16 protein-coding genes are annotated in these 14,482 nt (G+C 65.2%); 3 read left to right on the forward strand and 13 right to left on the reverse strand.

The window, feature by feature from the left end; all coding sequences use genetic code 11:
- The first annotated feature begins 127 nt into the window (after window positions 1–127).
- A complete protein-coding gene (locus IB259_RS22550; RefSeq protein WP_054458342.1) occupies window positions 128–688 on the forward strand; it encodes a YggT family protein in 561 nt (186 codons plus the stop codon).
- Window positions 689–715: 27 nt separating this feature from the next.
- On the opposite strand, the gene IB259_RS22555 is transcribed toward IB259_RS22550, so the two are convergent.
- The 13 genes from IB259_RS22555 to IB259_RS22615 all read right to left on the reverse strand — a co-directional run bounded on the left by IB259_RS22555 (window position 716) and on the right by IB259_RS22615 (window position 12,358).
- Window positions 716–2,158 (reverse strand): D-alanine--poly(phosphoribitol) ligase, encoded by a 1,443-nt coding sequence (locus IB259_RS22555; protein WP_054458340.1) that lies wholly within the window; start codon window positions 2,156–2,158, stop codon window positions 716–718.
- Between the two features lie 16 nt (window positions 2,159–2,174).
- Window positions 2,175–3,302, reverse strand: coding sequence for an MBOAT family O-acyltransferase (locus tag IB259_RS22560; protein WP_054458338.1), 1,128 nt, complete (start codon window positions 3,300–3,302; stop codon window positions 2,175–2,177).
- Between the two features lie 7 nt (window positions 3,303–3,309).
- Window positions 3,310–3,519, reverse strand: a complete 210-nt coding sequence (locus IB259_RS22565; RefSeq protein ID WP_054458336.1) for a hypothetical protein — start codon at window positions 3,517–3,519, stop codon at window positions 3,310–3,312.
- Window positions 3,516–4,703, reverse strand: coding sequence for a D-alanyl-lipoteichoic acid biosynthesis protein DltD (locus IB259_RS22570; protein ID WP_054458333.1), 1,188 nt, complete (start codon window positions 4,701–4,703; stop codon window positions 3,516–3,518). Before IB259_RS22570 ends, IB259_RS22565 begins: the two co-directional genes overlap by 4 nt.
- Window positions 4,681–4,920 (reverse strand): acyl carrier protein, encoded by a 240-nt coding sequence (locus tag IB259_RS22575; RefSeq protein ID WP_192330149.1) that lies wholly within the window; start codon window positions 4,918–4,920, stop codon window positions 4,681–4,683. Before IB259_RS22575 ends, IB259_RS22570 begins: the two co-directional genes overlap by 23 nt.
- A 415-nt stretch (window positions 4,921–5,335) precedes the next feature.
- Complete coding sequence (locus IB259_RS22580; RefSeq protein ID WP_013391382.1) at window positions 5,336–5,839, reverse strand: glycine zipper 2TM domain-containing protein; 504 nt, start codon at window positions 5,837–5,839, stop codon at window positions 5,336–5,338.
- A gap of 195 nt (window positions 5,840–6,034) precedes the next feature.
- Complete coding sequence (locus tag IB259_RS22585; RefSeq protein WP_054458332.1) at window positions 6,035–6,976, reverse strand: carbohydrate kinase family protein; 942 nt, start codon at window positions 6,974–6,976, stop codon at window positions 6,035–6,037.
- A gap of 12 nt (window positions 6,977–6,988) precedes the next feature.
- Complete coding sequence (locus IB259_RS22590; protein ID WP_054458330.1) at window positions 6,989–8,341, reverse strand: DUF3426 domain-containing protein; 1,353 nt, start codon at window positions 8,339–8,341, stop codon at window positions 6,989–6,991.
- 24 nt (window positions 8,342–8,365) lie between these two features.
- Complete coding sequence (gene prmA / locus IB259_RS22595; protein ID WP_192330151.1) at window positions 8,366–9,295, reverse strand: 50S ribosomal protein L11 methyltransferase; 930 nt, start codon at window positions 9,293–9,295, stop codon at window positions 8,366–8,368.
- Between the two features lie 103 nt (window positions 9,296–9,398).
- Window positions 9,399–10,745: an acetyl-CoA carboxylase biotin carboxylase subunit gene (gene accC / locus IB259_RS22600; protein WP_054458326.1), complete on the reverse strand. Its 1,347-nt coding sequence runs from the start codon at window positions 10,743–10,745 to the stop codon at window positions 9,399–9,401.
- A 9-nt stretch (window positions 10,746–10,754) separates the two neighbouring features.
- On the reverse strand, window positions 10,755–11,213 hold the full coding sequence (gene accB / locus IB259_RS22605) for an acetyl-CoA carboxylase biotin carboxyl carrier protein (RefSeq protein ID WP_054458324.1): 459 nt from the start codon (window positions 11,211–11,213) through the stop codon (window positions 10,755–10,757).
- 87 nt (window positions 11,214–11,300) lie between these two features.
- Entirely contained in the window at window positions 11,301–11,735 is a 435-nt protein-coding gene (gene aroQ / locus IB259_RS22610; RefSeq protein ID WP_013391376.1) for a type II 3-dehydroquinate dehydratase, read from the reverse strand.
- Window positions 11,736–11,824: 89 nt separating this feature from the next.
- A complete protein-coding gene (locus IB259_RS22615; RefSeq protein ID WP_054458322.1) occupies window positions 11,825–12,358 on the reverse strand; it encodes a TlpA disulfide reductase family protein in 534 nt (177 codons plus the stop codon).
- A gap of 94 nt (window positions 12,359–12,452) precedes the next feature.
- Between IB259_RS22615 and mpl the strand changes: the two genes are divergently transcribed.
- Together mpl and IB259_RS22625 are read left to right on the forward strand one after the other, a co-directional pair.
- Window positions 12,453–13,823, forward strand: a complete 1,371-nt coding sequence (gene mpl, locus IB259_RS22620) for a UDP-N-acetylmuramate:L-alanyl-gamma-D-glutamyl-meso-diaminopimelate ligase (protein WP_119450716.1) — start codon at window positions 12,453–12,455, stop codon at window positions 13,821–13,823.
- Between the two features lie 29 nt (window positions 13,824–13,852).
- A complete protein-coding gene (locus IB259_RS22625) occupies window positions 13,853–14,455 on the forward strand; it encodes a YqiA/YcfP family alpha/beta fold hydrolase (RefSeq protein WP_054458319.1) in 603 nt (200 codons plus the stop codon).
- Window positions 14,456–14,482 lie beyond the last annotated feature (27 nt).

The following is a 14,482-nucleotide window of genomic DNA, read 5'->3' on the forward strand; positions in this document are numbered from 1 at the left end:
CTTTTTCGTGCCCGCGCGGCCCGGCATCGGCCAGCATCCTCCAGAACGGCGAGCGCGCGCGGCCTGCAGGCGATTTTTCGCCTGGGCATGCGACAATTGACTCCTCTTTTTCAGGGTGACCGTGTCCATGCTCGATGAAATCTTGCGTTTCCTTCTCGAAATCGTGTTCACGCTGTTTGGCGCGGCGCTGATTGCGCGCGCCTGGATGCACGCGATACGGCTGCACCCCTTCAACCCGTTGTCGCGCTTCATCTACCAAGTCACCAACTGGCTGGTGATGCCGCTGCGCAAGATCATTCCCGCCGGCAACAAGATCGACTGGACCAGCCTCGTCGCCGTGTGGTTGTCCGCGTTGGTCTATCTGGTGCTGATCTGGCTGGTGGTGATCGGTGCGCTGATTCCGCTGGATTACCTGCCCAGGGTCATGGGCTCGGCGCTGATCATGGCCGTCAAATGGGCGCTGAACCTGGTGGTATGGCTGACGCTGATCCAGGCCGTGCTGTCGTGGGTGAATCCGATGGCGCCCATGATGCCGCTGCTGCAGGCGCTGACCGCGCCCATGCTGGACCCCATCCGCCGCCTGCTGCCGCGCACCGCGATCGACTTTTCGCCGCTGGTGCTGCTGATCGTCGCGCAGGTGCTGTTGATGGTGCTGTCCAACATCAGCCAGCGCATGGTGGGTCTGTAAAGCGGCGGGGCCACGCCCCGCCGGCCCTTACGCCGGAATACCGGCGTAGATCTCGACCAGCTTCTTGCGGTCGATCTTGTGATTGTTCGACATCGGTAGCGCCGCGCAGGCCACCAGCTCGGACGGCACCATGTAAGGCGGCAGGCGCTGCGCCAGCCGCTCTTTCCAGCCCGCCAGCGCCTCAGGCGCCAAAATGCGCGGCGCCTGCTCCTCCACCCCCGCCACGAATCCGATCAAGCGCACCGCCGTGCCGTCGGGCCTGCGCAGCACTGCGCAGGCGCCGCCCTCCACGCCCGGCAGGCCATGCAGCGCTTCGTCGATCTCGGCAAGCTCGATGCGATAGCCGTTCAACTTGATCTGGTCGTCCATGCGGCCGCGGCAGAACAGCAGGCCGTCGCTCTCCATCTGGCCCAGGTCGCCCGTGCGGAAGGCGCGGCGGCCGTCGGCGTAGGTGTAGAGCTTGGCTTCGTTCAGGTCCGGGCGATTCAGATAACCGCGCATGACGTGGTCGCCCACGATGCAGATCTCGCCTTCGTCCACGATCAGCACGCTATCCGGCTTGGCATGCCCCACGGGCAGCGGGTCGTGCGCGGCCAGGACGGCGTCCGTGACTTCGATCCAGGTGGTCGCCACGGTGGCTTCCGTGGGGCCGTAGGTATTGAGGATGACGGCGTCCGGGAAACGCTGGCGCAGCTTCTTGGCCAGCGCCGCGGGCAGCGGCTCGCCGCAAAACAGGAAGGTGCGCAACCCAGGCAATGCAGCCGGCGAGAAATCGCGGTTGGCCAGTTGCTGATGCGCGAACGACGGCGTGGACACCCAGACCGTCACACCGTGCTCCGCCAGGCGGGCCATCCAGGCAGCAGGCGCGGCAATCTGTTCGCGTGCATTCAGCACGCAGCAACCGCCCGCGGCCAAGGTGGCGAACACTTCGTACATGGACAGGTCAAAGCTGAATGGCGCCTGGTTCATGAACACGGGCGCTTCGCCCAGACCGAAGCTGCCCAGCATCCAGTCGCCCAGCAGGCCCACGCTTTCGCGGCCGATCTGCACGCCCTTCGGGTCACCCGTGCTGCCGGACGTGAACATGACGTAGGCCAGGCCGCGCTCGGCCAGCATGGCGCCCTCGCCCGACGTGAAGCTGCCGCTGGCGGCATCGAACACGGCGGCGGCGCGCACGATCTCGACGATGCGGCGCAAACGCTCTTGCGGATAGATGGTATCCACCGGCACGAACGGCGCCCCGATCAGCAAGGCGCCGACCATGGCGACGAAGAATGCAGCTTCCTTGTGACCATAGATGGCCACCGGCACGTCCGGCGCCACGCCATGCCTGCGCGCCTCGTCGGCCCAGGCACCTGCCTCGGCGCGCAATTGCGACCAGCTCAGGCTGCGGTCGGCGGCGACGACCGCAGGCGCGTCGGGCGCATATCCGGTATCTGTGAACTGGAAAGACTTCAGATCGAAACGCATGCCGAAACTCCCGGCGTCAGATGGGACTGCGGCCGCTGAACACGTACAGCGCCAGCGCAGCAAGAATCAGGGTGAGCACGCGCCCGAGAAAGCGCATGACGGGCTGCGCCAGCGCAGCCTGCAAGGCCGGGCGGGTGCGCGCCGCGTTGATCAGCAGGTTGTGGCCCACCGAGTACGCACCGAACATCAGGCCGCTGACGATGTAGTGCAGCGACAGGCCATTCCAGACGCCCATGGCCAGCAAGGTCGCGAAGATGCCGATGTTCTGCGCCGCCATGCGGTGGCGTCCAAAGAACTTGGTCTTGCTCAGCGCCTTGTAGATGGGCATGAACACCACGTCGCGCAACCACTCCGACAGGCTGATGTGCCAGCGGCGCCAGAAATCCTGCGGGTTCAGTGTGGCCAGCGGATTGCGGAAGTTGATCGGCAACGTGAAGCCGAACAGCATGCCGATACCGATCGCCATGGTGGAATAGCCGGCGAAGTCGAAGAACAGATAGGCGCTGTAGAGCGTAGCGTTGAGCGCCACGCCAGTGAACGAATAGTCATGCGCGTCCAGCGTCGCAAGGCCGTAGCGCCAGATCAGTTCGGCCACGCCGAACTTCTGGATTACGCCCAGCATGATGAGCTCCAGGCCGCTGAGCCAGGTGTTCAGGTTCACGCCTTCGTAGCCGCGCTTCAGGTCCGCCTGGAAATTCCGCCAGCGGTACATGGGACCGGCCAGCAACGTCAGCGGGAAAAACAGGTAGATGAAGTAGTCCAGCGGCGACACGCGTTCGTTGCGCTGCGCGAACAGCAGCACGTCGATGGCGCGGAACGTGGCGAAGGACAGCCCCAGCATGGCACCCAGGTGCGACACGCCCGTCTTCACCAGCAGCAGCGGCGTCATGGTGATGATCACGGCCAGCCAGGTGGGGATGTAGTTGCGCCGCACCGCCCACAGCGCGGTGCCGGAAATGGCCAGCAAGGCGATGGGTTGATACGGGCGCGCCCAGAACACCGCCATCCACACGCCCAGGCAGATCACGCCGATGATGTGGCGGTAGCCGATACGGAACGGCATGCCGAAGGAGCGGTAGGCCAACAGGCCCAGGCCGCCGCACAAGGCGCCGCCGAAAAAGCTCAAGCTTGCGAACAATTCCATGGCGGGCTCAGAACTGTTGGTATTGGAATTCGACCTTGATCGGCCCGCCGCTGCCCGTGGTGGGCTGCGCCTGCAGCACGAACACCAGGATCACGCCGATATACAGGCATAGGTGCCAGAGAAATCGGCGGCCCCAGGCGACGGCCGCCTTGCGGGTTTCCTGCCCTTCAACAGCGCGGCCGGCCTCGGGCGCGGCCGCGGGAAGAATCTTGCTCATCGGGAAAAGTACTCCGCAATGCCTTGATCGGCCATGGCCCAGCCAAGTTCGGCGAGGTGCATGTCGTCGCGCAGCATGCCCGGTTCAAAGGGGATGCTGTAGAGATCCAGGCAGCCCATCTGGTAGCGCTCGCACATACCCGTGATGGCGGCCACCACCGGGTCGAAGCGTTCCACGTCCAGGATGAGCTTGGGATTGAAGGGCTGGATGACGAAGTAGGCGTGGACCTTGCGCTTCTGCAGCAAGGCCATCACGCGCGACAGGTCGCCGAGTTCCGTGCGGGTGATCGGATCGATGTCGGCGAACTCGTTGCGGGCTGGCGAATACAGCGCCGCCAGGTACTGCTTGTAGTAATCGTCGCGCACGTCGTAGGGGTTATGGCCGCCCAGGTCCTGTTCGACCACGCGCGCCTGATGCGTCAGCCGGCCCCACTGGCCCTGGTCCAGGCGTGCGGCCGACGGCCACGACACGTAGCGGTGCGCCGGCACGGATAGCTTGGTGCGCGGACGATCGGGTGCAGGTTCCTTGCGCGCATGCCACCACAGCGCCAGCTTGTCCTTCAGCTCGGCAACCTGGCCATTGGCGATGAGCCACAGCAGGCCCCAATTGGCGTTGTCGCTGATCCAGTTCTGCATCTGTTCGCGCGTGTTGGGCTGGTCCCAGAGCCGGTCCCAGACCGGTCCCGTGACGTGCTCCGCGAACGCGCTGCGCGGCAACTGCCCGCCCGAGGCAAACCAGGCCGGCGACAGCATGATCACCAACCGTGTATTGGGCGTGAGCGAATCCGCCACCGACTCCAGCACGCTGACGATGCCATAGGACTGGAACATGGCGTGGCCATAGGCCAGCGTCGGCACTTTCAGCTCTTCGGGGAAGAAGCGGTAAGGCACGAAGCGCAAGTCGTGGCTGGACAGTTCGGACGAGCCGAGTACGACCAGCGTGCCATCGCTCAGGGCGTTGCCCAGGCGGTTCAGGTTGACGTGCTGCGTACCCCAGTCCGGCCCCAGGTTGGGCAGGTAGTTGCTCTTGGCGGAGCCCGCGGCCGAGGGCGCCGACATGGGATTCACGACGCGGCTGAGCAGATCGTCCGCGCCGCAATACGTACCCACCGCCAGAGCCACCGCCGTCGCGGCTGCCGCGACGTGAGACAACAGCCGGGTATTACGAAGTATGGGCAGCGACATAGCCGGCAAGCGTGCGGACCGACTGTAGGTGCTCCGCGATCTCGGGAGCCGGAATGCTGCAGCCGTACTCCGACTCGACCGCCAGCGTGATGTCCACGGCGGCGAGCGAATCGACCAGGCCTGTGGCAATCAACTGCGTATCGGGGGAGACTTTCTTCATGACGATCGACTCGACGATCTCGCCGATCTTGGTGTGGAGTTCTTGCTCGGTATGCATAGATAGTGCGGCGTTACAGGCCTGATCGGCCAACAATCCCCCGCCCCGGGATTCAGGACGACGAGATTACAGAGAAACTGCTGAAACCAGGCTGAATATCCAGCCCCCCGGCAATCGACGTTCCGATGCACTCAGTTACATGATTTTCGCAATGCGACGTCGATCGCAGGCGCAATCATGGCACCACGTTCGTCAAATCGCCATGACGCTTTTGGAGGAAATCGCGAGAAAACGCTGGCAAACGTAACGTTCGCGGGTAAGTCCCTGGGCGCCGCGTTGCGGCCGAGCGACAGATTTTTACGCTTATCCAGCTTTTGCCGCCTTGCCCCCCTTTTCACCCCATGCGCCGGCAATAAAAAAGCCCCCTGACGGGGGCTTTTGCGTGGCCGCGCCGCAAGCGGCGCTGGACTGGTCATTACATCGGCGTAACGCGGGTCGGGCCGGAGCCGCTGATCACCTGCACGCGCTGTCCCACGCTGATGGGCACATCGGCTTCCTGCGCGACCACGCGGGTTTCGCCGTTGTCCAGGCGCACGGTGATTTCGTAGCCGGAATTCTTGCCGGTCTGGTTCTCGATGGCGTTACCCGCCAGCGCGCCCAGGATGACACCGCCCACAGTGGCGATGGTGCGGCCGGTGCCGCCGCCGATGGCGTTACCCGCCACGCCGCCCAGCGCGCCGCCGGCCACCATGCCGACGCCGCTGGACTTGTCGTTCTGGATCACGATAGGACGCACGCCGGTGACCGTGCCGGTACGGACGATCTGCTCGCGCTGCGCCTGGTCATAGCTGTAGACGCCGCTGGACGCGCTGCGGTTGGCGCAGCCGCCCAGGACCGCCATCGAGGTCACGACGGCGGCGATCGCCAGCCAGCGCCCCGCGCGCGGCGTCACCAGGGAAAAAGTTTTGCTTTGATTCATTTGGACTCCTCGATCGGCCGTTGCCGACGATGTACTCATCATACCCTGGCCCCGAATTGGGGCCAGCGATGCTGCAACACACTGAAACGCACCGCCAGAAGCTGAAAAACACAGCCGCAAAAGACGCCGGAACACGGCGTCTTCAACCCTCGCCAACGCTTCGACCGCAGCGCAACTGCAGGGTTCCCGAGGGGCTTAGAGCGGCAGATGAATACCGTAGGTCGCGTGCAGCACGGCGTCGATCTCGGCGCGCGATGGCGCATGGTTTTGCGGGCCGCGCGAAGCGATCTTGATGGCGCCCATGACGTTGCCGAGACGGCAGCTGTCTTCCCAGTTCCAGCCGCTGGTCAGGCCGTAAAGCAGGCCGCCGCGCTGCGCGTCGCCGCAGCCGGTCGGGTCGACCACCTGGGCCGCGCGCACCGGCGGAATCTGGATGGTCTTGCCTTCGGTCAGTAACGTGGCGCCTTCCGCGCCGCGCGTCACCACCACGGCCTGCAAGCTGCGGGCGATGTCGTCCATGCTGCGGCCCGTGCGCTGTTCCACCACGCCGGCTTCATAGTCGTTCACCGTCAGCGCCTGCGCCAGCTTGAGCATGCGCTCCAGGTCCGCCCCATCGAACAGCGGCATGGCCTGGCCCAGGTCGAAAATGAACGGAATGCCGCGCTTATGCAGGCGCTCGGCATGGGCGAACATGCCTTCCTTGGCGTCGGGCGCAACGATGGCCCAGGCCGCGTCGGCGTCGCTCAGATCATTTTCCGCCGCGTGCGACATGGCGCCCGGGTGGAAGGCAGTGATCTGGTTGTCGTCCAGATCGGTGGTGATGAAGCACTGCGCGGTGAACGTTTCCGGAATCACCTTCACGCGGCTGACGTCGATGCCCAGGCCAGCCATGCGCTCCATGTACTCGCCCGCGTCTTCACCCACGGTCGCGACAGGCACTGGCTTGCCGCCCAGGAGGTTCATGTTGTAGGCGATGTTGCCCGAGCAGCCGCCGTATTCCTTGCGCATGCTGGGCACCAGGAACGACACGCTCAGCGACTGGATGCGGTCGGCCAGAATGTGTTCCTTGAAACGTCCTTCAAACACCGCGATGGTGTCGAACGCCATCGAACCGCAAACCAGAACTGGGGTAGCCATGCGAGTCATCCCTTAAGGAAAGAATTTATTGATTTGAAAGCCATTGACCTGGACGCCAGTCACTTCAATCGGCACGGAAATCTTCAATTCGCCCTGAGGCGCGAAAGGACCGCGCAGTTGCTCGGGCGTCAGATAATCTTCGGGCTTGAGCGCGCGGCGCACCACCACCGTGTCCGACAGGTCGTTCAGGTCCAGCATCAGAGCGGGCCAGTGCTGCGGCTTGTCGTGACGGTTGCGCATCACCACCGTCAGCACCAGGCGGCTGCGGCCGTCATCGATCGCTGCCGCGCCGGTCGGCGGCTGCAGCGACGAGGAGGTGATGTGTATGAGTTCCAGGCGACGCGCGTACCCCACGGTGCAGCCCAGCGGCTGGCACGCCATCTCCAGCGCCGGCCGCAGAATGGGCACGGAATTGGCGATATCGGTGCGGTACACGTATGCCAGTTGCAGGCCCAGCGCGATCAGGCCGATCAGGCAGGCGTAGCCCCATAGCTTGCGCAGCAGGCCTTGCCGCTCCTCGCGGTCCTGGTCGAGGAATTCGGGCGGCGCGCGGCCCACGTCGGTGGCGCTGGAATAACGCGTGCGGGTGTCGCCCAGCACGGGCTCGCCAGCGTCTTCGCGATCGGGGCCGTGATCGTCGCGGTAGTGTTCCCGGTAATCGTCGGGGTCGTCGTCGCGATGCTCGTCGGCGTACTCGTTGTCGTACTCGTCGTCGCGCGCTTCGTCACGCACGTCGGCGCGAGCGCGCCCTATGGTGAAGGACGGCTCCGCATGCTGGCCGCGCACGGCCGTGTCGGCATGATGCCCCGCCCTCGAAGCCGCGGGCGCAGTCCAGCGCAGCGGATCCTCGTCATCGCCTACGTCGTCGTCGGCCAGGTCGTCCGATTCATGACGGCTTGCATCTTCCTCGCCTGGGATCGGTTCGGCGCGCCGGCGGATATCGTCGCGGCCGCGCAGCACGGCAGGCGGCACCGCGGGCGGACTGTAGGGCGCCGCCACGGGTGCGCGCGGCGGTTCGGGCTCGTCGTCCCAGGGCGCGATCTGTGAAAAATCCACCGCGGGCGCGGGACGCTCCGGCGGCGGTGCGGCGGGAGGCAGAGGCGCAATGGGGGCAACCGGCACCTGCGGCGCAACGGGCGTCGCCAAGACTGGTGCGGCCTGGCTGGCGGCGGGCGTCACCGGCATCGGCGGTGCGGCCGGCGGCACGGATTGCGGCGCCGCGCCCGCGGCCGGCAGCAGGCAGGCGCGCCCGTCAAACACGGTCGAGCAGGCGCCGCAGCGCACCAGGCCATTACGGACCCGCAGCTGGTCAGGCACCACCTTGAAGGTGGTGCCGCACTGCGGGCAACGGGTGGTCAGGGCCATGGCGCGATCCAGCGGTGGCAGCGCTCAGGCCTTCTGGCCGTGCAAGCACACCCAGCCGTCGCGCGCGCGCCAGACCGACATGGCGATCCAGGGCGCGTAGGCGGCGGCCACTTCCTCGGCCTGCCGTTCCAGCACGCCGGACAAGACCAGATGGCCGCCCGCGGCGACGCGTCCGGCCAGCATGGGCGCCAGCACCTTCAGGGGGTTGGACAGGATGTTGGCGACCACCACTTCGAACGTGCCATCCGCCAGCCCGTCGGGCAGCATGGCCTGCAGCTCGACGTGGTTGACCTCGGCATTGAAGATGGTGCTCTGCACTGCCTGGGCGTCGATATCCACCGCCTGAGTCGGACCCGCGCCCAGCTTGCGCGCGGCGATCGCCAGGATGCCCGAGCCGCAGCCGTAGTCCAGCAGCGTGGCGCCGGCCGGCAACTCGGCTTCCAGCCAGGCCAGGCACAGATGCGTCGTGGGATGGCTGCCGGTGCCGAAGGCCAGGCCCGGATCCAGCTCGATGTGGATTGCGCCTTCCTGGGTGGCGGCGTCCGGCTCGAAGGCCGGCACATCGGGATTGTCGCGGTGCCAGCTGGGCACGATCCACAGGCGTTCGGCGATATGGATGGGGCCGAACTGCGACTGTGTCAGGCGCACCCAGTCGGCGTCGGGCACGTCACGCAGGCTCCAGCCCTCGAACACGGTGGGATCGAGTTCGCCCGCGGCGGCGGCTTCTTCCATGATCTGCGCGGGATCGGCTCCGTCGGGCAGCAGGGCGACGACGCGGTTGCGGTCCCAGGCCTGCACGTCGGGCTCGGTGCCCGGTTCGCCGAACAAGGGACGCTCGTCGTCGGTGCCCAGGTCGGCATCTTCGACGGATACCGACAGCACGCCTGCTTCCAGCAGGGCATCCGAGAGGGCTTCGGCCTGCGCCTCCAGGCAATGGAGCACGAGTTCACGCATGATGATTCTTCCATCTGGTCAACGGGCCGCGGCTTGCGCCGCGGCCCGTTGACCGTAAAACAAAACAGGAGCGGCCCGGGAGCGGAAAGCCCCCGGATCGCGGTCAGGGACGCTGAGCCAACTTGTGTTCCAGGTAATGGATGCTGGTGCCGCCTTCGATGAAGCGGGCGTCCTGCAGCATTTCGCGATGCAGCGGGATGTTGGTGGAAATGCCTTCCACCACCATTTCCGACAGCGCGGTGCGCATGCGGGCCAGTGCCTGGTCGCGCGTGTCGCCGTAGGTGATGACCTTGGCGATCATCGAGTCGTAGTTCGGCGGCACGAAATAACCGTTGAACGCATGCGAATCGATACGCACGCCCGGGCCGCCCGGCGTGTGCCAGTTGGTGATGCGGCCGGGGCTGGGCACGAAGCGGAACGGATCTTCCGCGTTGATGCGGCATTCGATCGCGTGGCCCTTGAAGGTGATGTCGCGCTGGCGCAGCGTGAACTTTTCGCCGGCGGCGATCAGGATCTGCTGCTGGACCAGGTCCACGCCGGTGATCAGCTCGGTAACCGGGTGTTCGACCTGGATGCGGGTGTTCATTTCAATGAAATAGAACTCACCGTTTTCATACAGGAACTCGAACGTGCCCGCGCCGCGGTAGCCCATCTTGCGGCAGGCGTCGGCGCAACGGTCGCCGATGCGCTCGATCAGGCGGCGCGCGATGCCGGGCGCCGGCGCTTCCTCGATGACCTTCTGGTGACGGCGCTGCATGGAGCAGTCGCGCTCGCCCAGCCAGACCGCGTTGCGGCCGCCGTCGGCAAGCACCTGGATTTCCACGTGGCGCGGATTCTCCAGGAACTTCTCCATATAGACTTCGGGGTTGTTGAACGCGGCGCCCGCTTCGGAACGCGTCATGGTGACGGCGTTCAGCAGCGCAGCCTCGGTGTACACCACGCGCATGCCGCGGCCACCGCCGCCGCCTGCCGCCTTGATGATGACCGGATACCCGACTTCGCGCGCAATGCGGACGATTTCCTGAGGATCGTCGGGCAAAGCGCCTTCCGAACCCGGCACCACCGGCACGCCGGCTTCGATCATGGCGCGCTTGGCGCTGACCTTGTCGCCCATCAGGCGGATGGTGTCGGGACGCGGACCGATGAAGACGAAGCCACTCTTTTCGACGCGATCAGCGAAGTCGGCATTTTCGGACAAGAACCCGTAACCCGGGTGGATTGCCTCGGAATCCGTGACTTCGGCCGCCGAAATGATGGCCGGCATGTTCAGGTAGCTTTCACGCGACGGCGCGGGCCCGATGCACACCGATTCATCGGCCAGGCGCACGTACTTGGCTTCGCGGTCGGCTTCGGAGTGCACCACCACGGTCTTGATGCCCAGCTCGCGGCAAGCGCGCTGAATGCGCAGGGCGATTTCGCCCCGATTGGCGATCAGGATTTTTTCGAACATTTTCAGCTATCAGCCAATGACGAACAGGGGTTGACCGTACTCGACGGGCTCGCCGTTTTCGACCAGGATTTCTTTGATGACGCCGGACTTGTCGGCTTCGATTTCATTGAGCAGCTTCATGGCTTCAATGATGCACAGCGGATCGCCTTCCTTCACCGTGGCGCCGACGTCGATGAACGGCGCGGCGCCCGGGTTCGGCGCGCGATAGAACGTGCCGACCATCGGAGCCTTCACGACATGGCCCTGGATCACCGGCGCAGCTTCGGCGGCGGCGGGCGCGGCCGGAGCGACGGCCTGGGCCACCGGCGCCGCCGGCACGCCGGCTTCGGGGTGGTGGTAGGCGACCGGTTGCAAGGTCTGCGAGAACTTGACGATCCTCACCTTGCCTTCGCCTTCGGTGATTTCCAGCTCGGCGATGCCCGATTCAGCCACCAGGTCGATCAGGGTTTTGAGTTTTCGGAGGTCCATAGAAGCTGCTTCCCGAGATAGTGTCGGCGACGTCCCAGCGTCGGGTCCGCGCCGTATAAGATGTAAATGCTGTGGTTTGGTGCGAGATCAGTGCCGCACTGCGTAACGCAGAGCCGCCTCGTAGCCATCCGCGCCCAGGCCGCTGATGAGGCCTACCGCCAAGTCGGACAGATAAGAGTGATGCCTGAAGGGCTCTCGCTTATACAGATTGGACAAATGTACTTCAATAAATGGGATCGCGACCCCAGCCAGCGCATCGCGAATTGCGACGCTGGTGTGCGTATATGCCGCCGCGTTGATGATGATGAAGTCGGTGCCGTCTTGCCGGGCCGCCTGGATGCGGTCAACCAGCGCGCCTTCGTGATTGCCTTGCCACGCTGTCAGCGTGGCGCCCAGTTCGCCTGCGAGCAGCTCAAGTCCCTCGTTGATCTGTTGCAGCGTAAGGCTGCCGTAGATGTGAGGTTCTCGGGTGCCGAGCAGGTTCAGGTTCGGGCCATGCAATACCAGTATGTTTTGCGCCATGCGCTTGCCAATGAGTGGTTTGCCAATTGTTGGCAAAACAGCCGATAAACCAGCTTTTTACGCCAATTCCTACTATTTGTCCAACAGACTTACGCCTTTAAACCAGATAGGGTGCGATCCAGGTCGTCGGGCTGGATTTCACCCAATATCTTCCGGTTAATTCCGCCATCTGCATTGAAAACAATAGTAAAAGGCAGGCCGCCGCTGGGATTTCCCAGCTTACGCAATGTATCGATGGCGCCGGCCCCTATCACCCACAAGGGGTAGGAAACCTGTACTTTCTCGACAAATTTTTGCATATTCGCAGCCGAATCGACACCAATGCCGACAAATCGTACATGCGGGTACTTTTTCTGCAAAACGTCGAGCTCGGGCATTTCTCGGACGCACGGCGCGCACCAGGTTGCCCAGAAATTGACCACGATGGGCTGGCCTTTCCAGCCCGCCAGCGTATGGGACGCCCCGTTCAGGTCGGGCAGCGGCATCTGCATCAGGGCGGCGACGGGATCGCCGGCATCGGCTGCGGCCGAGGGCGTCGAGGTCTTGCGGCCCATCAGGGTGTAGCCGCCCGCAACCGTGGCGGCTATGGCCACGCCGGCGGAAAGAAGTAGGCGTCGATTCATGGCGCGATCATAACCGCTGCCGCAGGTTTGCGCCGCGCGGGCCGCGGCTGGCCGCCACTCTATATATATACAATGCAGGACAGGAGAGTTTTCAATGCACCTGCATATTCTTGGCATCTGCGGTACGTTCATGGGCGGTCTGGCGCTGATCGCGCGCGCCGCCGGCCACAAGGTCACTGGTTGCGATGCGGGCGTGTACCCGCCCATGAGCACGCAACTGTCCGAACAAGGCATCGAGCTGATCGAAGGCTTCGGCGCCGAACAGCTGGCGCTCAAGCCCGATCTCTTCGTGATCGGCAACGTGGTCAGCCGCGGCAATCCTTTGATGGAGGCCATCCTGGATTCGGGCGCGCGCTACGTGTCCGGCCCGCAATGGCTGGGCGACAACATCCTGCCCGGCCAGCACGTGCTGGCGGTGGCGGGCACCCACGGCAAGACCACCACCAGCTCGATGCTGGCGTGGGTGCTGGAAGCTGCGGGGCTCGCGCCCAATTTCCTGATCGGCGGCGTAGCACAGGACCTGCACGTGTCCGCGCGCTTCGATCCGTCGCGCCGCCCCTTCGTGATCGAGGCGGACGAGTACGACACCGCCTTCTTCGACAAGCGCTCGAAGTTCGTGCACTACCGTCCGCGCACGGCCATCCTGAACAATCTTGAATACGATCACGCCGACATCTTCCCCGATCTGGCAGCGATCGAGACCCAGTTCCATCATCTGGTGCGCACCATCCCTGGATCGGGCCGCATCGTGCGCCCGGCTCACTGCGCGGCGCTGGACCGCGTGATTGCGCGCGGATGCTGGTCCGAAACCGTCACGTTCGGCGCCGATGGCGCCTGGCAGGCGACGGCTCCGGATGCCGAGGGCGCATTCAGCGTGCTGCGCGGCGGCGTGACTGCCGGCACCGTGCGCTGGAACCTGACGGGCGAGCACAACCGCATGAACGCGCTGGCGGCTCTGGCCGCCGCCGAACACGTGGGCGTGCCGGCAGCCCAGGGCATCGAGGCCCTGAGTCGCTTCGCGGGGGTGAAGCGCCGCATGGAACTGCGCGGCACGGTCAACGGCATCAAGGTCTACGACGATTTCGCGCATCATCCCACCGCCATCGCCACCACCCTGGAAGGCCTGCGCCGCCAGGTCGGGCCGGCCCGTATCCTGGCCGTGCTGGAACCGCGCTCCAACACCATGAAACTGGGCACCATGGCCGCCCGCCTGCCCGAGGCCCTGGCCGACGCCGATCTGGTGTTCTGCTTCGGCGCCCATTCCGGCAAGCACGCCCTGGGCTGGAATCCGGCCGAAGTGCTGGCGCCCCTGGGCGACCGCGCTTCCAGCTACGATGACATCGGCGCGCTGGTCGCCGCCGTGGCGGGCGCGGCGCGTCCGGGCGACCAGGTGCTGGTCATGAGCAACGGCGGCTTCGGCGGCGTGCACGGCAAGCTGCTGGACGCCTTGCAGGCGCGCGGCTGATTCCGGCAAAGACACCGCAAAGGCGAGCCATGATTCTTTATCTGCACGGTTTCCGTTCCTCGCCGACCTCCTTCAAGGCCCGGATGATGGCCGACGCCATGGCCGAACGCGGCCTGTCGGCGGCCTGGGCCTGCCCGCAACTGCCCGCCAGCCCGCGCGAAGCCGTCGCGCAGGCGTTGGACATCGCCCGGCGCCAGCTGGCAGGCGCGGACTCGCCCCGTGCGCTGACCATCATCGGCTCGTCGCTGGGCGGCTTCTATGCCACCTGGCTGGCCGAACAGCTGGGCTGCAAGGCGGTGCTGCTGAATCCGGCGGTCGAGGCCGCCCGCGACCTCGCCACCCAGATCGGCGAGCACCGCATGTATCATTCCGACGCGCCGTTCGTCTTCCTGCCCGAATACGTGGACGAACTGGCCGCCATCCATGTCCCCCGCATCTCCCAGCCCGACCGCTACCTCCTGGTAGCGGCCACCGGCGACGAGGTGCTGGATTGGCGCGAGATGCGCGACCGCTACGCGGGCTGCCGCCAGCGCATCGTGCAAGGCAGCGACCACGGTTTGTCCGATTTTGCGGACTGGATGCCCGAAGTGCTTGAATTCGCCCTTGGCGACAAGCAGGTTCGCCCCCAATAATCAGTATCAGACTTCTACACTCTATAA

This window comes from Achromobacter sp. ACM04 (genome assembly GCF_014851465.1).
In the GTDB taxonomy this organism is placed as follows: Bacteria; Pseudomonadota; Gammaproteobacteria; order Burkholderiales; family Burkholderiaceae_B; genus Achromobacter; species Achromobacter aegrifaciens.

What these genes read in the sequence shown, in the direction of transcription:
- IB259_RS22550 (WP_054458342.1), top strand. Translation starts at nt 128, where the DNA reads ATGCTCGATGAAATCTTGCGTTTCCTTCTCGAAATCGTGTTCACGCTG.
- IB259_RS22555 (WP_054458340.1), bottom strand. Translation starts at nt 2,158, where the DNA reads ATGCGTTTCGATCTGAAGTCTTTCCAGTTCACAGATACCGGATATGCG.
- IB259_RS22560 (WP_054458338.1), bottom strand. Translation starts at nt 3,302, where the DNA reads ATGGAATTGTTCGCAAGCTTGAGCTTTTTCGGCGGCGCCTTGTGCGGC.
- IB259_RS22565 (WP_054458336.1), bottom strand. Translation starts at nt 3,519, where the DNA reads ATGAGCAAGATTCTTCCCGCGGCCGCGCCCGAGGCCGGCCGCGCTGTT.
- IB259_RS22570 (WP_054458333.1), bottom strand. Translation starts at nt 4,703, where the DNA reads ATGTCGCTGCCCATACTTCGTAATACCCGGCTGTTGTCTCACGTCGCG.
- IB259_RS22575 (WP_192330149.1), bottom strand. Translation starts at nt 4,920, where the DNA reads ATGCATACCGAGCAAGAACTCCACACCAAGATCGGCGAGATCGTCGAG.
- IB259_RS22580 (WP_013391382.1), bottom strand. Translation starts at nt 5,839, where the DNA reads ATGAATCAAAGCAAAACTTTTTCCCTGGTGACGCCGCGCGCGGGGCGC.
- IB259_RS22585 (WP_054458332.1), bottom strand. Translation starts at nt 6,976, where the DNA reads ATGGCTACCCCAGTTCTGGTTTGCGGTTCGATGGCGTTCGACACCATC.
- IB259_RS22590 (WP_054458330.1), bottom strand. Translation starts at nt 8,341, where the DNA reads ATGGCCCTGACCACCCGTTGCCCGCAGTGCGGCACCACCTTCAAGGTG.
- prmA (WP_192330151.1), bottom strand. Translation starts at nt 9,295, where the DNA reads ATGCGTGAACTCGTGCTCCATTGCCTGGAGGCGCAGGCCGAAGCCCTC.
- accC (WP_054458326.1), bottom strand. Translation starts at nt 10,745, where the DNA reads ATGTTCGAAAAAATCCTGATCGCCAATCGGGGCGAAATCGCCCTGCGC.
- accB (WP_054458324.1), bottom strand. Translation starts at nt 11,213, where the DNA reads ATGGACCTCCGAAAACTCAAAACCCTGATCGACCTGGTGGCTGAATCG.
- aroQ (WP_013391376.1), bottom strand. Translation starts at nt 11,735, where the DNA reads ATGGCGCAAAACATACTGGTATTGCATGGCCCGAACCTGAACCTGCTC.
- IB259_RS22615 (WP_054458322.1), bottom strand. Translation starts at nt 12,358, where the DNA reads ATGAATCGACGCCTACTTCTTTCCGCCGGCGTGGCCATAGCCGCCACG.
- mpl (WP_119450716.1), top strand. Translation starts at nt 12,453, where the DNA reads ATGCACCTGCATATTCTTGGCATCTGCGGTACGTTCATGGGCGGTCTG.
- IB259_RS22625 (WP_054458319.1), top strand. Translation starts at nt 13,853, where the DNA reads ATGATTCTTTATCTGCACGGTTTCCGTTCCTCGCCGACCTCCTTCAAG.